General features: G+C 43.1%; 24 protein-coding genes. 4 read left to right on the forward strand and 20 right to left on the reverse strand.

Going from position 1 to position 21,872, the window contains the following annotated elements; all coding sequences use genetic code 11:
- Positions 1–35 precede the first annotated feature (35 nt).
- Together OGY15_RS07620 and OGY15_RS07625 are read right to left on the reverse strand one after the other, a co-directional pair.
- Positions 36–575, reverse strand: a complete 540-nt coding sequence (locus tag OGY15_RS07620; protein ID WP_187253506.1) for a DUF2058 domain-containing protein — start codon at positions 573–575, stop codon at positions 36–38.
- A 113-nt stretch (positions 576–688) separates the two neighbouring features.
- Positions 689–1,579 (reverse strand): AraC family transcriptional regulator, encoded by an 891-nt coding sequence (locus tag OGY15_RS07625; RefSeq protein ID WP_187253505.1) that lies wholly within the window; start codon positions 1,577–1,579, stop codon positions 689–691.
- Between the two features lie 112 nt (positions 1,580–1,691).
- Here OGY15_RS07625 and OGY15_RS24800 point away from each other — a divergent pair, with 112 nt between their 5' ends.
- A complete protein-coding gene (locus OGY15_RS24800; RefSeq protein WP_502872284.1) occupies positions 1,692–1,958 on the forward strand; it encodes a hypothetical protein in 267 nt (88 codons plus the stop codon).
- Positions 1,936–2,220 (forward strand): helix-turn-helix domain-containing protein, encoded by a 285-nt coding sequence (locus tag OGY15_RS24670; protein WP_353655349.1) that lies wholly within the window; start codon positions 1,936–1,938, stop codon positions 2,218–2,220. The genes OGY15_RS24800 and OGY15_RS24670 overlap by 23 nt, the downstream gene beginning before the upstream one ends.
- A 192-nt stretch (positions 2,221–2,412) precedes the next feature.
- Here OGY15_RS24670 and OGY15_RS07630 read toward each other — a convergent pair whose 3' ends face one another.
- From OGY15_RS07630 to hdeA, 12 genes are all read right to left on the reverse strand, one after another.
- Positions 2,413–3,063: an MgtC/SapB family protein gene (locus OGY15_RS07630; protein ID WP_151217543.1), complete on the reverse strand. Its 651-nt coding sequence runs from the start codon at positions 3,061–3,063 to the stop codon at positions 2,413–2,415.
- A gap of 18 nt (positions 3,064–3,081) precedes the next feature.
- On the reverse strand, positions 3,082–4,074 hold the full coding sequence (yut, locus tag OGY15_RS07635; protein ID WP_286539090.1) for an urea transporter: 993 nt from the start codon (positions 4,072–4,074) through the stop codon (positions 3,082–3,084).
- Positions 4,075–4,108: 34 nt separating this feature from the next.
- Complete coding sequence (locus tag OGY15_RS07640; protein ID WP_151217542.1) at positions 4,109–5,059, reverse strand: urease accessory protein UreD; 951 nt, start codon at positions 5,057–5,059, stop codon at positions 4,109–4,111.
- Entirely contained in the window at positions 5,034–5,693 is a 660-nt protein-coding gene (ureG, locus tag OGY15_RS07645; protein WP_151217540.1) for an urease accessory protein UreG, read from the reverse strand. Before ureG ends, OGY15_RS07640 begins: the two co-directional genes overlap by 26 nt.
- Before the next feature lie 12 nt (positions 5,694–5,705).
- A complete protein-coding gene (locus OGY15_RS07650) occupies positions 5,706–6,407 on the reverse strand; it encodes an urease accessory protein UreF (protein WP_187253501.1) in 702 nt (233 codons plus the stop codon).
- A gap of 19 nt (positions 6,408–6,426) precedes the next feature.
- A complete protein-coding gene (locus OGY15_RS07655) occupies positions 6,427–6,990 on the reverse strand; it encodes an urease accessory protein UreE (RefSeq protein ID WP_151217538.1) in 564 nt (187 codons plus the stop codon).
- A 13-nt stretch (positions 6,991–7,003) separates the two neighbouring features.
- Entirely contained in the window at positions 7,004–8,722 is a 1,719-nt protein-coding gene (locus OGY15_RS07660) for an urease subunit alpha (RefSeq protein ID WP_286538895.1), read from the reverse strand.
- Positions 8,723–8,731: 9 nt separating this feature from the next.
- Positions 8,732–9,160: an urease subunit beta gene (locus OGY15_RS07665; protein WP_151224796.1), complete on the reverse strand. Its 429-nt coding sequence runs from the start codon at positions 9,158–9,160 to the stop codon at positions 8,732–8,734.
- 18 nt (positions 9,161–9,178) lie between these two features.
- A complete protein-coding gene (locus tag OGY15_RS07670) occupies positions 9,179–9,481 on the reverse strand; it encodes an urease subunit gamma (protein ID WP_003845045.1) in 303 nt (100 codons plus the stop codon).
- 3 nt (positions 9,482–9,484) lie between these two features.
- Positions 9,485–10,744, reverse strand: a complete 1,260-nt coding sequence (locus OGY15_RS07675; RefSeq protein ID WP_151217531.1) for an ammonium transporter — start codon at positions 10,742–10,744, stop codon at positions 9,485–9,487.
- A gap of 95 nt (positions 10,745–10,839) precedes the next feature.
- Positions 10,840–11,130 (reverse strand): acid-activated periplasmic chaperone HdeB, encoded by a 291-nt coding sequence (gene hdeB / locus OGY15_RS07680; RefSeq protein ID WP_370619936.1) that lies wholly within the window; start codon positions 11,128–11,130, stop codon positions 10,840–10,842.
- Positions 11,131–11,239: 109 nt separating this feature from the next.
- Positions 11,240–11,554: an acid-activated periplasmic chaperone HdeA gene (gene hdeA / locus OGY15_RS07685; RefSeq protein ID WP_057102354.1), complete on the reverse strand. Its 315-nt coding sequence runs from the start codon at positions 11,552–11,554 to the stop codon at positions 11,240–11,242.
- Between the two features lie 262 nt (positions 11,555–11,816).
- Between hdeA and OGY15_RS07690 the strand changes: the two genes are divergently transcribed.
- Positions 11,817–12,386, forward strand: coding sequence for an HdeD family acid-resistance protein (locus tag OGY15_RS07690; RefSeq protein WP_187253498.1), 570 nt, complete (start codon positions 11,817–11,819; stop codon positions 12,384–12,386).
- Positions 12,387–12,601: 215 nt separating this feature from the next.
- On the opposite strand, the gene OGY15_RS07695 is transcribed toward OGY15_RS07690, so the two are convergent.
- The 6 genes from OGY15_RS07695 to OGY15_RS07720 form a co-directional block, all read right to left on the reverse strand.
- Positions 12,602–15,721, reverse strand: a complete 3,120-nt coding sequence (locus tag OGY15_RS07695; RefSeq protein WP_286538896.1) for an efflux RND transporter permease subunit — start codon at positions 15,719–15,721, stop codon at positions 12,602–12,604.
- Between the two features lie 24 nt (positions 15,722–15,745).
- Positions 15,746–16,900: an efflux RND transporter periplasmic adaptor subunit gene (locus tag OGY15_RS07700; RefSeq protein ID WP_353655350.1), complete on the reverse strand. Its 1,155-nt coding sequence runs from the start codon at positions 16,898–16,900 to the stop codon at positions 15,746–15,748.
- 36 nt (positions 16,901–16,936) lie between these two features.
- A complete protein-coding gene (gene crcB, locus OGY15_RS07705) occupies positions 16,937–17,326 on the reverse strand; it encodes a fluoride efflux transporter CrcB (protein WP_088903225.1) in 390 nt (129 codons plus the stop codon).
- Between the two features lie 48 nt (positions 17,327–17,374).
- On the reverse strand, positions 17,375–17,905 hold the full coding sequence (locus tag OGY15_RS07710; protein WP_187253495.1) for a helix-turn-helix transcriptional regulator: 531 nt from the start codon (positions 17,903–17,905) through the stop codon (positions 17,375–17,377).
- Positions 17,906–18,435: 530 nt separating this feature from the next.
- Positions 18,436–19,029 (reverse strand): Slp family lipoprotein, encoded by a 594-nt coding sequence (locus tag OGY15_RS07715; protein WP_151217523.1) that lies wholly within the window; start codon positions 19,027–19,029, stop codon positions 18,436–18,438.
- Between the two features lie 123 nt (positions 19,030–19,152).
- The gene (locus OGY15_RS07720) at positions 19,153–19,407 is read right to left on the reverse strand and encodes a YdgH/BhsA/McbA family protein (protein ID WP_151217521.1); all 255 of its coding nucleotides are present in this window, start codon (positions 19,405–19,407) and stop codon (positions 19,153–19,155) included.
- Positions 19,408–19,926: 519 nt separating this feature from the next.
- Here OGY15_RS07720 and OGY15_RS07725 point away from each other — a divergent pair.
- Positions 19,927–21,825: a methyl-accepting chemotaxis protein gene (locus OGY15_RS07725; RefSeq protein WP_286538897.1), complete on the forward strand. Its 1,899-nt coding sequence runs from the start codon at positions 19,927–19,929 to the stop codon at positions 21,823–21,825.
- Positions 21,826–21,872: the final 47 nt, after the last annotated feature.

Below are 21,872 nucleotides of genomic sequence, written 5' to 3' on the forward strand. Positions count from 1 at the left end.
TTCACCGAAATACATAACGAATATCTGTTTTTTTCTTACCACATTAAATCATCAGGGATGACGAAATCAGCATATGGATCGTCTTCGTCCTTCGCTTCCTGACTCAGCTCGCAATTTAAAACAATATAGCTTGCGTCACGCTGTGCAATCTTGTCGGCAACGACAGCCGGAATGATGGCGTATTCGCTCTCGCTGCCGTTTTCCGCCGTCAGTCGGGCTATGGCCAGACGGCCTTTAATCAGCTGAGACTGCGTCACTTTATCAACATAGACTTTTTTGATCAGATTATTATCAGTGAAGTTGTACCCAATATCGCCACTGGTAATGGTGATTTTGTTCATCTCAATCAGTTGCTTGATCTGCGCTTTATACTCTTTAGATTGAACGGCTTGCTTCTGCTGCTCACTGAGCTGTTTGTCGCGCTCAATTTGCGCTTTTTTATTCTCTTCAACCGCTTCTCTGGCTTCACGAGCCTGAACGCGTGACTTCTTCGCCGTTCTTTGCACTTTGGCCATTTTTTTGCTGCTGACCAGACCTGCTTTAAGCATCTGTTCTTGTAGGGTAAGTTTTGTCATTGTCGCTTCTAATCCAATAAAATCGTTGTAAGGATTATAACCTTAACGTTCGACGGGATGCCAGAATGGGGAAGCGTTCTCCAGATAGCCCACGGATTCACTCCGTGGGTAGTTTATTTACCAGATGAGAGATAGTCTCCTGGTGCTGTCCCCATAACACGTTTAAATGCCTGATAGAATCCAGATAATGATTCATATCCTACTCTGCTGTAAATGACCTCATTTTTTATACCTCTTCTGAGCAGGTTTAATGATACATAAATCCTTAATTTGCTTAATACCTGGTTCGGTGTGTAGCTTGTCGCTTTCAATATACGGCGAATAAATGTCGAACGCGACATATAGGTGAAGCGAGCCATATCATCCAGCGACCATGAATACTGTGGGTTGTCTATTATTGCAATGATTAATTTGGCTAAGGCTTCATCATTTGCCGCATTCAAGAGGTTTACGTCAATATCATATAAGGAAGAGGATTCGCTAATGACATAATGCAATATAGCATCGGTCAGGTGCGCAATAATGCAATTATTTTCATCGGCAGATGCGTTTACTTCAGTCAGTAGTAACTCAAAGAGAGTGTGTATTTTATTGCTGACGTCGTCTTTTTGTTTGATCACAAAAATGTCCGGAAGTAAGGCAAATAGCAATTGGCTAGCGATAGATCTGGGTTGGATGAAACCACAAAGCAGATCGGTGGATTCTGAAGATGATTCTTCAATCTTACTCATCTGTTTACGTGGTAAATCATCAAGACTTGTATCAGGAGATGAGGCCAGAAAAAAAGGAAAATTATTAAAAAAGAAGAGAATATCTCCCTTTTCCAGTTTGATACGTGGTTGTTGGTTAAGTAAATCCAGCCAGCACTCCCCGCTCAGGACGATATGAAAACTCGGTTCACCATAGGAGTATGTTGATGCTTTCCATTCGCTACAATACCTGCCGAGGTGGAAGACGGATGTTTTTGCTTCTCCACCCTTAAGAAGCCAGCCAGAAGTATTCATGTTTTCCCCAATATTGTCATTAATAGACTGATTTTGAAACGATGGCGTATAGATAGTTGCCATTGGTGACTATAATATTTGTTAATTAAAATACACATTGCAGGAGAGGATAGTGTTTTTGATCTTTACTAAAGATATTATGTTGTTACAGGCTATTTACCATCTTTTTAAAAATGATGTGATCATTCATGTCCAGCATGCACATGAGCTATGCGCTTTAGAAAATCATAATGCGAAAGTGATCATTGATACATTAAATAACAATATTTTCCATACTCGATTAGCGTATCAATTAGAGAAAATTAAGCCTTCAAAAATTTATATACTTTCACCGTTTAGAATCAAACGGTGCTTCGGTGATATCCCCGTTTTTTGTTAATCGAAACGTTTCGCTGAGTGGCTTCATTACTTTGCTAAATTGCAATGAAAATAATGCTATCACTCCGGAATTATCGCTTTCTCGCCGACAGCATCAGATTCTTACTTATATTCTGCAGCAAAAGTCATGTTCTTCAATTGCTGAGCGAATGCACATCTCATTGAAGACCTATAATTGCCATAAGTATAATATAATGTTGTTGCTTAAACTCAGAAAAATGAGTGACTTAGTACGACATAAGATTTCATGTTATCTATTGTGAAAAGGTATCGTAGGTCATTGTTCAAGACCAGAATTAAGTTGTTAAAGTGCAGAGGAGGGCAAATATTATATAACACAGTCTTCAAAATATGTAGCTCTTAGTTTAATAGTTAAATCCTATTTTCGATGTAGAAATAATTAATGATAAATAATGTTACTATCGCATTTAATATAATTAATATCTGAATAGTAGCTATACGACAGAAACCTCTTTAATAGCAGGGTTTTCTTTAAGTGAAGAAAGAATCTGATTCACCGAGGTTGCGTCCGTATACTCAATGTTTGCCGTGAGAACATGAGAGTCGGATGTATCATTAGCCAGCGAACGCAGTTGGATGCGATATCCCTGTTCATTAAGCGAGGTCAGAACAACTTGCGCAGTCCCGGCTGCAATACGCATACGTAGTTGTAGATGGCGATTTAAAAAGCGGTAGGTAAGCTGACGGAAAAACTCCAGCACAATGAGCGCCATAATCGTACCTATGATGCCAACTTCATACATTCCACTGCCGATAACCAAACCTATTGCTGCGGTGACCCACACATCCGCAGCTGTTGTTAATCCTCTGATGGTTTGTTTTTGTACCAGAATATTCCCCGCACCGAGAAATCCTACGCCAGTGACAACCTGAGCTGCGATTCTGCTGGGATCTAATCCTATATGGGTATGTTCAATAACATCATAGAAACCGTATTTAGAAACGATCATGAACATGGCACTGCCAATACCAATCAAGATATGTGTGCGTACACCTGCTTCTTTAGCGCGAATTTGACGCTCCAGACCAATTACGCCGCCGAGCAGACTGGCTAATATAAGTCGGAAAAGAAATTCTTCAGTCATAATGATTCTCTCATTGATTCAGGAGTGACGATGCTCTGGCATAAATTCTTTATTCGGCACCAGGAATAACCATGATGAAATAACAAATGGCATGGTTAATGTCGGTATACCAAAAGGCATTAAAAGCACATTCATGGCAGCCTGAATAAAAACTGTAAAAATGATACCTGAGATAGTATAAATAAATACTCGCCAGCCAGGTTGATTAAATACTGTACCCAGGGCAACTGATGTCAACACGGCACTAAAGGCATACAGTCCTGTAGAAATGTCATGAGCATTAGCACCCAGATAATACGCAAGCAGTGTCGCGATTAGAGAGCCGACGATGGCATAGCAGGCGCATACAACAGATTCTACTGCCAGACCTGCAATGAAGAATAAACTAGCAAGAATCCCTGGAAACAAAAATACCTGTGATATCCCATGTAGGGTGCCGTCGATAAAAAAGCTAAGAGAGTAATCGCCAGGCGTTGTTGGGATATAATGTTGGGATAACTCTGGGGAGGGTAAACCCGAACCATAGATATTATGAAATGCATAGCTGGCCAGTAGAATGACCCATGTTGTTAGCACAAACGGCGCTGTTAACGCAGCAACTTTCCACGTTTTTAAAATATCGGCAATGCAAACCGTAGCAATAACTGATACGACACTACCAACGATCAGGCAGAACCACATTAACGGCGTTACGGTGATAAACACAGGAATAGCAATGCCGACCAGACAGCCATTATAACTATAGAGGCCATCCCGCCAACCTTTTACATCATGAGTTATGGCTCCCGTAATTGAAGCCAGGACAGTTCCAATTACGCACCCCCATGCAGCCAATGGATTATTATTGCTATAAGCAGCGATAAATATAGCAATAAAAAACAATAACCCAGTGATGGGATTGTTTTGAAACATTACCTGAGCACAACCACGTAATGATATATCAATAATTTTGAGAATGTAGTGCTTATCAATATTATTTTTCCATAATACTGGGATTGAGTGTGTTATCATCATTATTTACCAGCGTAAAAGTAATAAGGAGGTATTATTGTTTCCAGATAAATGGGGGCGGTAACTCTGCATTCAGAACGACTTTTCTGGTCATAGCCCACACTTTACGGATATGTTTTTTAATAATACTACTGTCATTAGCTAATATCTTAAATATAAGGCCGGATTCGGCGGGAAGTGTTGACATTCCGTAGCAACAATCTTTGCCATAATAAGCTTTGAAGGCCGCCTGAATGGATGATATGTTTTCTACTGGAGTTAATATAAAAATAGTGCCGATAATTTGAAAACCTCCCATTACCCCGAGTTCAGTCATGGGATGCTCCTTGGGTTTCAGCACAATCTGTTCTTTGAAAACAATATTTCCAGACTCATCTTTTGCAGATACTGTTGAGGAATAATAATCAAAACCATTTAGCTCGTTTTCATGATGGTAACGACGTCCCGGTATAATGACTTCGGAATAAATAAGTGTTGCGTTTCTTTTATAATCGATGACGGTATCGTTAACAAATCTTGCATTGCGATGTAGGATTAAAGGATCGGGTAGGTATTCCAGATAGGAGTTATCGTGTAGTTGGATGAATTGAATCTGCGCTCCATAGTTTTTATCCATCGAGTGTACTTTGGTTGCTGATTGAGTGTTTACGCTGGCGAAAGCATTTTCACCCACGTTGATGGATAACACCATGCGATCCCCCTGCAGCACACAGCCTGAAGTTGATATCATGGTCACGCAGGGAAGATCCGGCAGTGCCTCATCATGATACAATGCCTTTTGCGCAAATAATGGGGTTCGCTTTTCCATACGATGAAGAATGCTTTTTCTCCCGGTACGCGTAAAACCCAGGTACAAAAAACCATCTTTACCGATTGCCCCACTGGGCATTTGCTCCGGCTCCTGACGATACTCTATGGGGATTTGCGTGTCCCAACGTTTCCGGCTCTTCTCTACCTGGTCATTTATATTCTGTGAATGCGTCATCTTGTTTTCCTTCAATAGTGTGACCAAATAAAAAATCGCGTTCAATCATGTCCACAAGCTGCTCAATACCTTCGCCTGTTTTACAGTTAGTTAAAATATAAGGGCGATTGTTTCTGACATAACGGGTATCCGCTTCCATTACTTCCAGACTGGCACCTACATAGGGCGCTAGATCAATTTTATTGATGATTAAAATATCAGCCTGAACCAGGCCTGGGCCATTTTTACGTGGGATTTTTTCACCTTCAGCTACGTCAATGACATAAATATAAAAATCAGCCAATGCAGGACTGAAAGTGAGGGTAAGGTTATCGCCACCGCTTTCAATCATAATTAAATCGCTATCCGGGAATTTATCTTCCATTTCTTCCACAGCAGCAATATTCATACTGGGATCTTCGCGCACAGCAGTGTGTGGACATGCCCCAGTTTCAACGCCAATGATTTTTTCTTCTGCTAATATTCCTTTTAGTGTTCTTTTAACCTGCTTTGCATCCTCCGTTGTGACAACATCATTGGTCACAATCAGAGGTTTATATCCCCGACGAATAAGAACAGGAGTAATAACCTCAATAATGGCCGTTTTTCCTGAACCTACGGGACCACCAATGCCAATTCGGGTAATTTTTTTCATTTCTAACCTCAGTTAATTCATAAATAAACGTACATGGGCATCGACATGAACAGCAGCCAGAATGTCGATCACCGGAGAAAAAGAAGACATTTCTTCCGGTCGGGTGTTGAGCGCCATTTCAGCGTAATCAGGAAAAAGTGACGTGACTTCGGCCAGAATTTTTTGGCTATCCAGATGCGTGATCCGCATCAGTCTTTGCGCGGCACTGAGAATAGTCATTGCTACGCCATAAAAATGCATGGCCAGCATCGCATCTTCATCAAGATCCAAATGGCTCATGAGTAGCCCATGGGAAACAGGGTAGGTGCCAATAACCGTTCCCTGGCGAATTTGCTCAAGCCACCAGTTAAATACCGGATCATGGTAAATAGCTGTCGAAAGCTCAGTTAATTTTTTCCCCATTCTTTGGGTCATCACTCGGGATTCTGGTGATAGTTTTCTACTGATCACATCCTTATCAATTGAGATAAGATCATTTAACCTGTTACTGCGGCAGGCGCGCAGGGTTTGTATTTGTGCGACAGCATCGCACTTAGCGGCCTGCAATAAGGCGGTACAAACATATTGTTTGAGGGTTTGCCGATCGTAGACAATACCGCAAGAAATGGCAGATTCAACTCCACAGGAAAAGGTAAATGCCCCAACAGGAAGAACTGAATCGCCAAATTGCAGTATCCGAGCGATATTAAGTAACCTATGTGAACTCTCTTGCATGATCGGCAACCTCATTACGTTAGTGGTCAATGTGTACATGCGTATGTGCTTCTTCCGCGCCACCAAAAAGAAGTCGGGATTCAGACGGCGTTAAGAGCGGGATGACTTTTTCACCTTCCGTAAAATAGTATTGCCCTTCAATGTAACCATGAGATTTCATGACTGAAGCCAACATTTTGTCGGCTACAACAATAGGAATAAAAACACAGTATCCTTTTATAACAGCTTTCCAGTGCTGATTTCCTAAGGCGTGACCTAGTTCAAACGCTCGAGTCAGAAGGTCGGTGATTTTCTCCACGCCAAACAATCCTAGATCGACAACCATCACGCGTCGTAGCTGTATTTTTACCGTAAGTAAATATCGATTGGTTTTATCATATAAAAGAATATCACCATCATTAAGACGGATATGACGATCAAGCGATAAACCAATATCGTAGCCGAGTTGACTTTTTTTACGGCAACGGCTTTTTTGTGCTTCCCATTGCTCCAGTATCAGCACATCATGGTTGATACCTTCAGTGGATAGATCAGGTTCGCCGCAGGAATTTATATTTCCGAGGGTTTTTTCGATTAAATACATAACAGCTTTCCTTTTAACCAAAGAAATATTTTTGATTCATAACGGCAGTTTGAATAGGCTGGCAGGTTGCATGCACACCATCAACTTTTACGGCAAATGTTTCTGGGTTCACATCAATATGTGGGGTTGCATTATTTCTGATAAGGTCATGTTTGCTAATGCTACGACAGTTATTAACTGCAACCACCTGTCTCTCAAGTCCGGCCTTTTCTTTAACGCCATCCTCAAGGGCTGCCTGCGATACGAAGGTAATGCAGGTATCCTGCAACGTTTTTCCCATGGCACCAAACATTGGACGATAAAAAACGGGCTGAGGAGTAGGCAGAGAAGCGTTAGGATCACCCATTAAAGACCAGTTAATCATTCCCCCTTTAATAATAAGTTTCGGTTTGGCCCCAAAAAATTGAGGTTCCCAGAGTACAAGGTCAGCCATTTTACTCACTTCAACAGAACCAAGAATATGGCTAACACCTTGTGTAATAGCTGGGTTAATCGTAATTTTGGCAACGTATCGTAGAACGCGGAAATTGTCATTGTTCGGATTGTCTTCCGGTAATTTCCCGCGTGCGACTTTCATCGCATGCGCAGTTTGCACCAGGCGCAACCAGTTTTCTCCCACGCGACCCATTGCCTGAGAATCGCTGGAGAACATGGATATAACGCCCATATCATGAAGAATGTTTTCTGCTGCAATCGTCTCAGGACGAACGCGGCTTTCTGCAAATGAAACATCGGCAGCAACGTTAGGATTCAGGTTATGGCATACCATAATCATATCGAACAGTTCTGCCTGGCTGTTAATGCCAAACGGTAATGTTGGATTGGTCGAGCTCGGCAGGACGTTTGGTTGGCTTGCGACCTTGATAATATCCGGGGCATGACCACCGCCAGCGCCTTCTGTATGAAAGGTGTGAATTGTCCTTCCTTCAAAGGCTGCAATCGTATTCTCAACATATCCGGCTTCATTGAGGCTGTCAGTGTGTACGGAGACCTGAATATCCATATCATCTGCGGTGCGCAAGGCGTGGCGGAGCGAGTTAGGCGTGGCACCCCAGTCCTCATGCACTTTTAGCCCAACGGCACCGGCAATAATTTGCTCTTCGAGTGGGGCTTTACTGTAGGCATTGCCTTTGCCCAGCAGGCCAATATTGACTGGAATACCTTCCCATGCCCGTAGCATGGCGCGCATATTCTTAGGCCCAGCGGTCACTGTAGTGCCATTAGTGCCATCAGTCGGTCCAATTCCTCCGCCGAAAAAGGTGGTGATACCGTTAGACAATGCGGCATAAGCTTGCTGGGGAGAGATCAGATGAATATGGGAGTCGATACCTGCCGCAGTCAGAATCAAATGCTCACCTGAAATGGCATCGGTACTAAGCCCGACCGTCATCCCTGGCGTGATACCAGACATGATTGCAGGGTTACCGCTTTTACCAATACCCGATATTAATCCATCCTTAATACCAACATCTGCTTTAATAACCCCAAGTTTGGCATCCACTATCGTGACATTGGTAATGACCAGATCGAGAACGCCCTGGTCGCGGGAACACTGATTATTAGCCCCCATACCATCGCGTAACGATTTTCCACCGCCATATACCGCTTCATCACCATAACCACGTAGATCTTGTTCGATTTCAATATATAAATCAGTTTCACCTAAACGAATTTTATCACCGGTCGTTGGACCAAACAGACTGGCATATTCCTTTCTGGATATTGTTGGCATAAAAGGTCCTCAGCTAGGATTGTTAGACATTTTGAAACCGGCTTGCCGGGCGTTATCAATGAGTGCTTTTAACTTTATTGGATCGTTGATCACTTCAGCGAGTTGTTTACCGGTCATGTCAACAAGGTTATTAAAACCAAAAATATCGTTATCACCGCTATAGGGAATAAGTTCTATTTCTATCTCATCACCGGGTTCAAAGCGTATCGCTGTTGTGGCAGTAATATTTAAGCGTTTACCCAGTGCGCTTTCACGATCAAACTCCAGTTCTTTATTAACTTCGAAGAAATGGAAGTGTGATCCTACCTGCACCGGCCGATCCCCTGTATTTTTGACACGTACTTTGGTTACAGGTTTTTCTGTATTAAATGAAATAGGGGAGGCATCTAAAAGGTAGCCACCATAGGGTACATTTTCTGTTTCTTTGTTCTGCGACATAGTCTATTTCTCCTGCTCTTAACGAATAGGATCGTGCACGGTTACCAGTCTGCTGCCATCGGTGAAAATAGCTTCAACCTGTATTTGTGGGATAAGGTCAGCGACGCCCTCCATGACGTCATCTTTAGTCAAAACATCTCTAGATTTATTCATGACCGTTTCCAGATCATTTCCTTCTCTGGCACTTTCCATGGCCGTTGACGCAATAATAGAAACGGCTTCCGGATAATTAAGTTTAATTCCTTTTTCTTTCCGACTTTGAGCCACGCTGGCAAGTGAGTAAATCATTATTTTCTCTATTTCTCTGGGGCTAAGTTTCATAAATTACTCCTTACCTGAAGGGGTATAGGCATCTTCGCCAAATGCTGAATAATCAGGAGATTGGCGGGCGTCATTGGTTGAAATTCGTACCGGGGTAAATTTGTTAATTATCCATAAAATCAGAAGGGTAAAAATAAAAGACCATATGCTGGTAATAAGTACAGCGGCGAGTTGTTTTGCAACTTGCAAAATGCCACCACCTTCAAGCAAACCTGAAGGTCCTTTGCTATTCCATGCCTGTGATGCGAAAACACCAAGCAGGATTGAGCCAGTAATTCCTCCCATACCATGTACGCCAAAAACGTCCAACGCATCATCGACATACTTTTTAACGAACAGTGCGCAGTAGTAGCAGACAAAACCGGCAACAACACCAATTAATGCGGCGGATTGAATTGAAACATACCCTGCAGCAGGAGTTATGGTGGCGAGGCCTGCGACGGCTCCTGTCAGGAAGCCAACAAACTTTGGTTTACCGGTATGCATTTTCTCAATGAATAGCCATGTCGCACCGGCAAAAGCAGCAGCAATGTCGGTGGTAACAAACGCAGAGACAGTAATTGTGTTAACCTGTAATTCAGAGCCTGCATTAAAGCCATACCAGCCAAACCACAGTAACCCCGCACCCAGAGCAATATAAGGAATGTTGTGGCTACCATCAGGCTGAATGACTCGACGCCCGACGTATAAAGCGGAAGCAAGCGCAGCGAAACCTGCTGTCGCGTGGACGACAATACCACCGGCAAAATCAACCACTCCCCATTTAGCCATCACGCCCTGCGGACTCCAGACCATATGCACAAACGGGCAGTAAACGAATAATGTCCAAAGGGTAATAAAAATCAGGTACGCCTTGAATTTCACCCGTCCGACAAATGCGCCAGTGATTAGAGCCGGAGTGATAATGGCAAACATCATTTGGTAAACAAAATGTACCAGGATGGGGATCCCTGCATCATTGCCGGTGAACAGCGTGTTCGCATTGATATTTTGTAAAAACGCATAGTGAAGCGGATTGCCAATAATGCCATTGAGGCTGGGACCGAAGGCCAGGGAATAACCCACGGCAAACCATAATATGGCTACCCAGCTCATAGAGACAAAACTCTGAAACATAATGGTAAGTATGCCTTTACGCTGGACTAAACCACCGTAAAAAAAAGCAAGCCCCGGTGTCATTAACATGACCAGACTGGTGCATAACAGCATAAATGCTGTATTCGCTGGATCCAGTATTTGAAATTGTACAGGTAATATTCCCATATACCCTGTGCCCCTTGCTTAAGGTTTATAAAAAGATGTAACTTGGCTATTTTCCATACGAAAGATAAATTACTACTTAATTTATTAATGGATAATTACTTGTCTTTGAATGAATATAATTTTGATTGTGGGTTGTGTTTACAATATTCAATGACTTGCGGGATGCTGGTAAGGTCTGTTTCATTCAGAGAAACAGAATCACCACCCTTATAAACCGTTTCTTCATTGAGCATCCACCATGCAACTGGAAGCATGGCCTTAGGATTCAGATTGATAAACTCCTGACAGGTCATTTTATCAGGACTGTTGTCTGCCGCATGCGTAACAGGGACGTTTAGCATAAATAAGGATAACAGGGGAGTAAGTGTGATAAGTGCGCGTTTCATATATAACCTCATGGTGTCTTTAATACAATTAATTTACTGAAGCGGGAACTGTTGGGGTACAGTTCTCGCTTCAGTGATATCAATAAAAAAATTACTGGTGTTGGTTTAATTACAGATCTTTTTTGATTTTGTCCCACTCACTGTCAGCTTTTTTCTTAAAATTGGCTTTTTTATCCTGCATACATGCCTGCACCAGTGCAGGGGTCACTGTTTCAACCCCTTTAACATCCAGTACCGCGTCTTCTGGTTTGTCCTTTTTATTCAACGCTTCGGCAAAGCCCACCACTGTGGGTTGGAATGTGGTATCTGTGGCAAGAAAATCTTCACACGTCCATTGACTGACGGGTTTGTGATTTTCTGCCGCCTGACCCAGAGCAGGGATCATGAGTAGGGACCCAACGATCATGCTTAATGTTTTATTCATCTAACGTACCTCGTGTATCAATTAATATCTATGGGTGAAAAGTCTGATTGCGACATTAAATATATATCCTGGAACAGCCTGGATGTCATATTTTGAATTGAATGGGGTTTTTAATATGTTCAATATTTTCTTTTGTTATTAGATAGTTGTAAGGCGTTTAAGAAGAAATCATCGGACTATATTATTAATGACGTAGTATTTATTGATGATATTTAGAATAAATTAATGTTGTCAGTAGTACTCTGACTTACAGGAGAAGCAAATGTTAAATGTAACACGAGATATTCTATCTAAGCTTGACGATGATGTGCTGGTCAAACAGCGGCGGTTTCTTAAGTTCTTGGCATGCCTGATGTTCTTGGGTGGGGTGCTTTTTATCCTTTTCCCTTATGTGTCTGGAGGCGTGCTCAGTATCATTGTCGGCGGGATTTTGATGTGCAGTGGTGTAGCGTTAGCAGTGGGTATGTTTAAAAACAGGGTGCATAATTTTTGGCCAGTTGTTTCTGGGGTAGTCGTCAGTATTGCATATTTTTTGATGGGGTATTTTTTTATTACTGCACCCGAATTAGGTGTTTTTGCAATTGCAACTTTTTTGGCATGTTTATTTTGTTTTGGTGGGGTTATCCGACTGACTACCTTTTTTAAGCACAGAAAAGAGAAAAAGGTATGGTTACAGGGAGTTATCGGTATATTGGATCTCTTTATCGCATGGTGTTTTATTACTGCCACTCCACAGGCATCAATTTATATGGTATCAATGGTGACGGGAATTGAACTTATGCTGAGCGGTATTAGTTGCGCATATATTGCTAATCAATTTCGTAAAACCTGAAACTGAGTAGTTAGCTGTTACTATTATCTGGCCACTGGTAGTGGGGTCATTACATAAAAAAAACTGCCCTTGCGGGCAGTTAAAATCGGAAGCATACCAAATGTTTTCTCAGGGGATCAGTCTGCACTGATACCGGTATTATCGTAAACACTCTTGCGATATGTTGCAAAACCTCCAGTACGTATTTTTAATAAATAAATCCTAACTAACATTGTTTATTTTCTTATCGCTATTTTTGTAAAAAAGCGATGTACAACAATAAAGAATACGGGAACAAAGAATATCGCCAGGACCGTTGCGGCAATCATTCCGCCCATCACGCCTGTGCCTACTGCGTTTTGTGCGCCTGAACCCGCGCCGTTGCTAATGACTAATGGAAGCACACCAAGAATGAATGCCAAAGAGGTCATCAGAATCGGTCTTAAGCGCATTCTGGCTGCGTCTAATGTCGCTTCAATATCGCTTTTACCCTGTTTTTGCATAATTTCAACGGCAAATTCTACAATCAAAATCGCGTTTTTAGCCGATAACCCAATTGTTGTCAGTAGACCGACCTGAAAATAGACATCGTTGGATAACCCACGCAACCAGGTCGCTGATAAGGCGCCAACAACGCCAAGTGGAACAACCAGCATTACGGCAAAGGGAATTGACCAGCTTTCATAGAGCGCTGCCAGACACAGAAAAACAACGACGATTGAAATAAGGTACAGCATAGGGGCCTGGTCGGTGGATAAACGCTCCTGGTACGACATTCCTGTCCAGTCATATCCGATGCCAGCTGGCAGTTTTTCGATGAGTGAGACCATAAATGCCATGGCATCTCCGGTGCTTTTTCCCGGTGCGGCTTCGCCAAGAATCTCCATTGAAGGAGAGCCGTTATAGCGTTCAAGACGCGGTGAACCATAAGTCCAATCTGTATAGGCAAATGCGCTAAACGGTACCATGTCCCCAGAAGCGTTACGGACATACCAGCTATCAATACTTTCCGGAAGCATGCGATAAGGAATGGCTGCCTGTACGAAGACCTTTTTGACGCGTCCATTATCCAGGAAGTCGTTAACGTAGCTGCTACCAAAAGCGGTTGAGATCGTCTGATTTATATCGTTGAGAGATACGCCCATAGATTCTGCTTTTGCCGCATTGACATGCACCCGAAACATGGGCGTATCTTCCAGTCCATTGGGGCGAACGCCGACCACCTGTTCGGGATGCTGTTTTGCCATACCGAGGAGCTGATTTCTTGCCTGAGTGAGCTTTTGGTGACCCAGGTTGGCTTTATCTATAAGTTCCAGATCAAAACCTGAGGCCGTGCCAAGTTCCGGGACGGCGGGTAAATTGAAGGGATAAACAATAGCCTGATTTATTGTAGCCAGACCTCTGGTGGCACGTTGAATGATCGCATTAATACCATCGGCACTTGCCGTGCGTTCAGACCAGGGTTTCAGGCTTACAAAGGCCAACCCGTTGTTCTGACCTTGCCCGCTAAATCCAAAACCGCTGACAGTAAAGACTGATTCCACATTACTTTTTTCTTGTGTCAGGTAATAGTGGCTGACGTCTTCAAGTACTTTATTAGTTTTAACCAGCGTAGCACCCGGCGGCAGTTGGGCCATGGTCAGCAAAACGCCCTGATCCTCCTCAGGTAAAAATGAGGTCGGAATGCGTAGAAACAGTAGCGCCATGGCAATAATGATCAGTAAATACAGAATCATATATCGAGAAGTGACTCGCAGAATCTTGCGCGTACTGTCGCTGTAATGCTGGGTAAAACGCTCAAAGTGCTGGTTAAACAGTGTGAAAAAACGAGGTGCAGAATGGGAGGTATCATGATGCGCTGGTTTGAGCAGCGTGGCACATAATGCGGGCGTTAACGATAATGCGGTTAATAAAGAAAGCGCCATGGCGGCGACAATCGTTACTGAGAATTGCCGGTATATCTCTCCGGTAGAACCGCCGAGTAACGCCATCGGTACAAATACAGCCGACAGGACCAGCACAATCCCCAACAGCGCCCCTTGTATTTGTGACATTGATTTATGCGTAGCTTCTTTGGGGGAAAGGTGTTCCTCTGCAATCACGCGCTCAACATTTTCCACCACCACAATAGCATCATCAACGAGCAGACCAATGGCCAGGACAAGGCCAAACATTGTCAGAGTATTGATGGTAAAGCCAGCAACGGAGAGAACGGCAAATGTGCCTAGTATGACAACCGGGACTGCTATTGTTGGAATAAGTGTTGCCCGAAAATTTTGTAAGAATAAATACATAACAATGAAAACTAAAACAATGGCCTCAACCAGCGTTTTAACGACTTCTTGTATGGATATCTTAATGAAGGGCGTTGTGTCATAGGGATAGACGGTTTTGAGACCTGGCGGGAACCAGGGCGAAAGCCGGGCTATTTCCTCTTTGACTAACTTTGCGGTATCCAGGGCATTGGCACCTGTGGCCAACTTAATCGCAATCCCTGCTGCAGGGTTCCCATTGTATTTTGCTACAGTGCCATAACTTTCAGCACCCAGTTCAATGTGAGCAACGTCGTTCAATGTAACGTGTGAGCCATCTTGTTGAACTTTCAGTAGAATATTTCCAAACTCCTGTGTATTTTGTAATCGGGTCTGGACGATAATTGAAGCATTCAACTGCTGGTTATTTGCCTGCGGTGCGCCGCCTAACTGTCCTCCCGATATTTGATTATTCTGTATTTTGACTTTCTGAATGACATCCTGAGGGACAAGCTGATATTGGTTGAGTTTGACCGGATCAAGCCAAATTCGCATGGCATGCTGTGAACCAAATAGTTGAATGCTGCCCACCCCTGCGATTCTGCTAAGCGGATCTTTGATATTGGACGCAACATAGTCGGCAATATCGTACTGGTTAAGCGCCCCATCCTCTGAAATAAATGCGGCAACCAGTAAAATATTGCTGCTGGCTTTATCAACACTAATGCCTTGCTGTTGTACTTGCTGCGGTAATGACGGCATCGCCAACTGTAATTTATTCTGCACCTGTACCTGAGCGATATCCGGGTTGGTCCCCGACTCGAACGTGAGGGTCAGGGCGGCATTGCCAGAGGCGTCGCTGGTTGAGGACATATACATTAATCCATCCAGACCATTCATATTCTGTTCAATAATCTGCGTCACCGAGTTTTGTACAGTCTGTGCATCGGCTCCTGGGTATGATGCGCTGATAGTTACCGCTGGTGGGGCAATGTTGGGGTATTGAGCAATGGGCAACTGAGTAATAGCAATGACGCCGCTTAACATCATGATAATAGCAAGAACCCAGGCGAAGACCGGGCGCTCAATAAAAAAATTAGCCATAGAAAAAACTCCTGTTACCCGGCCTTACTGAGGTAAAGGGGGATTTGAATCTAAAGGGGAGGGGAGAGCATGAGCTTTAATGCCAGGCCGAATCTGTTGGAGCCCAGAAATAATGACCCTATCGCCAGGGTGCAAACCGGAAGTTACCAGCCACTTATCTCCTATTGCTTTAGTGGCAATAATTTCACGCGACTGGACGATGTTTTCCGGATCAAGAATAAGCGTTGTGGCTTTGCCGCTGGCATTGCGAGTTACCGCTTCTTGTGGAACCAACAATACATTGCGCTGGATACCCTCACTGAGCACAGCAGTAACGTACATGCCAGGTAATAGCGTGTTATCTGGATTAGGAAAAATTGCTCTGAGCGTAACAGACCCCGTTGTTTCATCCACTGTGAGGTCGGAAAACTGTAATTTCCCTGTGTGAGCATATTGCTTACCGTTATCAAACTCTAATATGGCCGTTGCCTGGCCCTGGCTTTGCTCTATTATGCCTTGCTCCATGTCTGTTTTTAGCCGGAGAAAATCATTGGCGGACTGGGTAACATCCACGTATATAGGATCAAGACGTTGAACTGTGACCAGTGCTTGCCCCTGATTGGCGGTGACAAGTGCGCCGATGGTGACAGTTGATTTGCCGCTTAATCCACTCAGCGGCGAGGTGACGCTGGCATAGTTCAGGTTGATTCTGGCACTTTCAACCGCCGCTTTCGCCACTTGCAGGTTTGCCTGCGCTTCCTTCGCGTTAGTCTGGGCCTCGTCGTAGTCTTGTTGGCTGATATAATGTGATTTAAGCAGTGACGTAAAACGATTCAACGTTAAGCGGCTGTTATCTGCTGCTGATTGAGCCTTAGCCAGACTTCCCTTCGCCCGATCCAGTTCTACCAGTAAAGGGGCAGGGTCAATCTGGTACAGCGGTTCTCCGGCATTAACCGTGCTGCCTTCTTTAAACTGACGGCTGAGAATAATCCCCCCAACCTGCGGACGTATCTCAGCAACTTCATAAGGTACAATTCGCCCGGGTAATTTACTGGTGATATTCACGGATTCTTCTTTAAGCGTAATAATACCGACATCCGGTATTACGGTATGTGGCGGGGCATTCTTACTATCATCACACCCCACAACGAATAGAATATTAACCAGGCCAATTACCGCAAATTTTCTTTTTATCTGCATTATATCCCTCACATATACGTTACGAAGGTTTACGGTTCATCGGTACCAATAGGTAATAAATGACGCAATTAAGAAGCCGGTATACACGGCGAGTAAGGAGAACAGCACGTGAACCGCAATTTCAGTACCGGCCCAAATGTAATCTTCATTTTGCAAATGCGAAAATACCTCCTCTGAAAAAGTAGAGAATGTCGATAAACCACCACATAGCCCTGTGGTGACCATCAGCTTCACTGCCGGAGAAAATGATGTTAGTCGGGTAAAAAAAACTGTAGCAAATCCAATAATGAATCCGGCAATTATATTTGAAACGAGCGTTCCGGGGGGTAATAAAGGGAATAGTGCATTCAATCGCTGGGAAATGCCCCAACGTAAAGCACTACCGACACCACCACCAACCATAATGGCAATTAAAGATGCGAGCATAAAACCTTCTTTTCTAATGGATGTTTTTGAATGTCAATCACTTGTATGCTAAAAATAAGGTGATATCTTCAGGGTAACAAGATCGCTTATTCTTCTAAGTTTTAGCTTGAGCATGATATTAAATTTTTGAATGCGCATTGTTTGCTCTGAAATGTTCAGGGACTGAGTGATTTCATGTATGTTATGTTGGTTAATTATGGAGTTGACAAGTTTAAGTTGGTTGTGCGAGAGTGCCACGTTAGGTTTTTGATATGAAATTTTTTCATCTATGATGAGGGAGAGTAAATTTAATATCTGCTCTTTTCTGCTTACGAACAGTAAAGGCGACTGGCTTTTTAATTTGCTAATGTGAAAGGGAGCCAGGATGATGATCCTTTCAACATTGATGTCATTGAGTAGCTTGACCGTAGTTTCATCAATAATATTATTATGATAAGTGTCAATAATGATTTTTACATCGTGATCCAGATCATTAAAGTTAATGTCTGAAAGTTGATTGATTTTGATGGTTTTTTCCTTTTCCTGTAGGTTAAAAACACCCTGGAAAAGGAAAAAATCCTTTGTGATAATGAAAATCATAAAAATGCTCCTTTGGTGCAGATGTCTAGTTATAATGTTTGTAGAAAACAGAGTTTTAACATTGGTGATCGAGTTTGATGTGTAGGGGTAATTATCCCGTGTTATGCTTAGATAATAATATAAACATAATCTATTTTTATGATTTATCCAGAGATGTACCTATATAATAATCCTAAGTAAAATTCTTAATCCTGAAAAATATATAGTTTTTTGTTTTTAGTATAAGAATAATCCTGGTGTTACAAATACTCCTTAGGTATTACTATGAGATATTATGTTTTATCTTATCCAGGATTAATTTATATAAGAGTAACTTGTTGTGTATCTGCCAGAGTATTAGGATTACTATGTCACTTGTATTGGTGACAAACTCGAGACTCCTTTACAGACTTTTGCTGGCGATGGATTCGCCAGCTTTTTTTATTCATCTTTAACAAGATAATTAATGGATGATTACTGATAATGCCCGGAAACGTGGGCCATCCAGGCATTGAATGGAGACGAGGTTATGAAGGGGGAGGTACCGAAACTTAAGGAGATAGCGTCTTTTCCACTTGCAGCGGCGGATCGTACCATCCCCAGCCAGGATACATCATACCATTCCAGTCGGCAGGCCAAACGGGTCCAATACCGTAATCAAAACCCGGTGCTGGCATAATACGTGTTTCTTCCTGCCATACCTGATACCCAAGAATATTCATTGTAACAAATGGGTAACTGGAATTACCGACCCGACCAGAACGGCTCCCGGTCAGGTTACCCAAAACGGTAACATAGTGATTGCGGAAATTAACAGGGTCGAGAAAAGTTGAACTCCGGGCTAATAATCGTCCTTGATATGGTGTCCCGATTTCTGGTTTCGCATTATAATTAAGCGGTAGTACCGCTATTTCGAGCAACGTTTCATGCGGTTGGTTAACGACATTGATAACCAGTCCACCCAGTCGCGCTTGCTGTCCTACATAGAGATTGGGAGTTTGCTTCAGTTTTAGAAAATCTTTCTGCAGGTCTGGTTGGCCATTACCTTTAATTGATGAAGGAATGGAGGTACAGCCTGATAGCAAGAGTGTCATCGCGCAGAAGGCGATATACGTCAGTTTTCCAGAGATATAAATTCTGGGCATATTATCTCCTTAAATAAATTCAACGAAAAACAATAATTACATGCAATTACTTGACTCTCCTGTTTAGGGAGGGTCAAGTAATCATGGCGGTGCAAATTGGTAATGACTTATTTCTATTATGGTTTATTTATAAATATCAGCATTGATCGTTTTGTGTTCCGATTGCCCTTCAATTGAGGTAATTACATAGTATTTGCCACCCTTTTCATCCACCTTTTTGCTGAGCCCGTCATCTGTCATTGTAAAGCCGTCTTCAGTTACGCTAAGTTCTCCTATTTTTGTATATTTGCTGGCTTGTTCTGGTGAGATTTGTTCAGCGGCATATGCTGAAAATGCTAATGCTGAACCTAACAGTGCAATAATACTGAGTTTTTTCATAAGTTTATTCTCTTATAGATTAGTGATAAGCAATAATTATGTTAGATAACTTATTTTTTAATTCAATATAAATGTTGTTCGGATTTGCCAATAGTAATTCATTATGCTAATAATTAGTTGATTTGAATGTATTTTTCTCTAGTTGAATATTTAATATAATAATCTTAATGCAGAATGATAATAGCACTTTGCAAAGTGTATTGTGTATTGCATCAATTAAATTACTGCTCTTTTGATCATTGGTTAAGGGAACACGAGATAAACCGGATGTCTGTGCCTGTATCGAACGGATAACCGCGCAACAAGAATAAAATAATAATCTATATTACTCTCAATGCTGATATATAATTTTGCATTATCCACATAAATCAAACATTAATTCTGATCAATATAGTCCAATAGAGGTATGCTGGTGAATATTAGGCCTAAAAACAATCACTTGCCTCATAGGGGATTTTAAAGAGAGGCTGTTTGATGCCGATAACCATGATGAAAATATGGTTAATGGAGGGATGTGACATGTGGTGGGTTTATCGAATGCCGATGAAAATGAAGTTAATTATCGCGCTACAACCACTGTTATTGGCGTTATGTTGGTTTGCAGGTTCGGGAATATTGGCGCGTATAGAAACAGAACGACAGATGGAGAATATTGCCCAGCTAACAGCGCTTGCACGAAGTGCTGGAAATGTGGTGCATGAATTGCAAAAAGAACGCGGAATGAGCGTCGGATTTCTGGGGGCTAAAGGGAAGACGTTTAAAGATGAATTAAACGTACAGCGGGCTTTAACCGATCGCGAGATCGAGGTCTTTGTGCGTACACTGTCCGATACTGCTTTGCCTGAAGGGGATGTCGCTGCTTCTGTTGCCACGTTTAAGAAAAACATTCTATCCCTAGCCACCATCCGGGAAAACGTCACGCAATTAGGTCTTCCGGCATCCGATGTGGTTACGTTTTATACTAATGTCATTGCTGATGTGTTGAGTTTTGTGGGCCGACTGGGGCAGTTGACGGATTCAGGCGAGATGGCGAACGCATTTGCCGCCTACTACAACTTGCTGAATTTAAAAGAACAAGCAGGTATTGAACGCGCGTTGTTGTCAAATATCTTTTCTTCCGGTCATTTTGCCGTAGGGCAGTTACATCAACTCAGTGATGTCGTCAGTAAACAGAATGTCTGGTTGGCACAATCGTTACGCCTGAGCACACCTGAACAGGCGACCATGTTGCAAAGCCGCCTGCAGTCACCAGAAGCGTCAAAAGCGCTCTCATTGCGCGAAACCGCGTTTAACCATGCAGTGAATGGTGGATTTGATGTCGATCCTACCGTCTGGTTTAAGGTACAAACCCAGCGTATTGAAGTGATGCGGCAGATAGAAAATGTCACGGCGAATCTTCTGTTGGCGAATGCGGAAAAACTTGCACAGGACGCACGAAAAAACTGGCAAACGTATATGGTTGTCAGCATGTTAGCATTACTGGCATCACTGACGTTCGCTGGGGCAATCGCAATCAATATGCATCGTCAATTCAGTGAAACGCTACGCAAGATTGCGGGCATGAACGGCGATCTGACTCAACGACTGTCGACCCCGGGGAAAGATGAGCTTTCGTCACTTAATCGCGCCTACAACACGATGCTGGAAAGTATTCAGCATATAGTCCAGGAGATTAAACAAGGCTCCGTAGTTTTGTCTGATGCCAGCAGCAGTATTACGGCGGGTAATCAGGATCTTGCCCATCGTACAGATGAACAGGCTGCATCAATCGTACAGGCTGTAGCCAGCATGGAACAACTATCTACCTCGATAACGCAAACGGCGGATAATGCCCGGGACGCAGAGCATCTGACAGTCAGGTTGGAAAAAGAGGTTCGGCAGGCCAGTTACGTCGCCAGCGCGGCAAATCAAAGTATGGGAGATATTCGCGCTTCCAGTGAGAAAATCTCGAATATTGTGACGTCAATTGACGATATTTCGTTTCAGACCAACTTGCTGGCGCTGAATGCCGCAGTGGAAGCTGCTCGCGCAGGAGAGATGGGGAGGGGATTTGCGGTCGTGGCCAGTGAGGTGCGGAATCTTTCGCAGCGTTGCGCCAAAGAAGCTAACCAGATCCGCGAGCTCGTTGCGCAAAATATGGTCAAAATCAGTGAGGGCGTTGAGCGGGTTACGGCATCAGCTACCGCGCTGGAAGCTGCGGCAGACAATACCACCAGTATGAAGCAATATATTGCGGATATTGCTCGCGTGGCGACGGAACAGTCGCAAGGAGTATCCCAGATAAACCTGGCATTACGGCCTATGGAGCAGGTCACGCAGCAAAACGCGGCGTTGGTTTCTCAGGCCGCGAGCGACAGCCAGCGCCTGGACAATCTGTCGGTGACTATGAAGGATTTAGTTAACCGTTTTGTGGTTTGACATGACACCGTTTAACCGACCCAGACAACATCCCGGGCCGGTTAAAT

The sequence above is a fragment of the Citrobacter sp. Cu231 genome, from assembly GCF_030332265.1.
GTDB classification, from domain to species: Bacteria; Pseudomonadota; Gammaproteobacteria; order Enterobacterales; family Enterobacteriaceae; genus Citrobacter; species Citrobacter meridianamericanus.

Coding starts and splice junctions, on each gene's coding strand:
- OGY15_RS07620 (WP_187253506.1), bottom strand. CDS start 575: ATGACAAAACTTACCCTACAAGAACAGATGCTTAAAGCAGGTCTGGTC.
- OGY15_RS07625 (WP_187253505.1), bottom strand. CDS start 1,579: ATGAATACTTCTGGCTGGCTTCTTAAGGGTGGAGAAGCAAAAACATCC.
- OGY15_RS07630 (WP_151217543.1), bottom strand. CDS start 3,063: ATGACTGAAGAATTTCTTTTCCGACTTATATTAGCCAGTCTGCTCGGC.
- yut (WP_286539090.1), bottom strand. CDS start 4,074: ATGATAACACACTCAATCCCAGTATTATGGAAAAATAATATTGATAAG.
- OGY15_RS07640 (WP_151217542.1), bottom strand. CDS start 5,059: ATGACGCATTCACAGAATATAAATGACCAGGTAGAGAAGAGCCGGAAA.
- ureG (WP_151217540.1), bottom strand. CDS start 5,693: ATGAAAAAAATTACCCGAATTGGCATTGGTGGTCCCGTAGGTTCAGGA.
- OGY15_RS07650 (WP_187253501.1), bottom strand. CDS start 6,407: ATGCAAGAGAGTTCACATAGGTTACTTAATATCGCTCGGATACTGCAA.
- OGY15_RS07655 (WP_151217538.1), bottom strand. CDS start 6,990: ATGTATTTAATCGAAAAAACCCTCGGAAATATAAATTCCTGCGGCGAA.
- OGY15_RS07660 (WP_286538895.1), bottom strand. CDS start 8,722: ATGCCAACAATATCCAGAAAGGAATATGCCAGTCTGTTTGGTCCAACG.
- OGY15_RS07665 (WP_151224796.1), bottom strand. CDS start 9,160: ATGTCGCAGAACAAAGAAACAGAAAATGTACCCTATGGTGGCTACCTT.
- OGY15_RS07670 (WP_003845045.1), bottom strand. CDS start 9,481: ATGAAACTTAGCCCCAGAGAAATAGAGAAAATAATGATTTACTCACTT.
- OGY15_RS07675 (WP_151217531.1), bottom strand. CDS start 10,744: ATGGGAATATTACCTGTACAATTTCAAATACTGGATCCAGCGAATACA.
- hdeB (WP_370619936.1), bottom strand. CDS start 11,130: ATGAAACGCGCACTTATCACACTTACTCCCCTGTTATCCTTATTTATG.
- hdeA (WP_057102354.1), bottom strand. CDS start 11,554: ATGAATAAAACATTAAGCATGATCGTTGGGTCCCTACTCATGATCCCT.
- OGY15_RS07690 (WP_187253498.1), top strand. CDS start 11,817: ATGTTAAATGTAACACGAGATATTCTATCTAAGCTTGACGATGATGTG.
- OGY15_RS07695 (WP_286538896.1), bottom strand. CDS start 15,721: ATGGCTAATTTTTTTATTGAGCGCCCGGTCTTCGCCTGGGTTCTTGCT.
- OGY15_RS07700 (WP_353655350.1), bottom strand. CDS start 16,900: ATGCAGATAAAAAGAAAATTTGCGGTAATTGGCCTGGTTAATATTCTA.
- crcB (WP_088903225.1), bottom strand. CDS start 17,326: ATGCTCGCATCTTTAATTGCCATTATGGTTGGTGGTGGTGTCGGTAGT.
- OGY15_RS07710 (WP_187253495.1), bottom strand. CDS start 17,905: ATGATTTTCATTATCACAAAGGATTTTTTCCTTTTCCAGGGTGTTTTT.
- OGY15_RS07715 (WP_151217523.1), bottom strand. CDS start 19,029: ATGCCCAGAATTTATATCTCTGGAAAACTGACGTATATCGCCTTCTGC.
- OGY15_RS07720 (WP_151217521.1), bottom strand. CDS start 19,407: ATGAAAAAACTCAGTATTATTGCACTGTTAGGTTCAGCATTAGCATTT.
- OGY15_RS07725 (WP_286538897.1), top strand. CDS start 19,927: ATGTGGTGGGTTTATCGAATGCCGATGAAAATGAAGTTAATTATCGCG.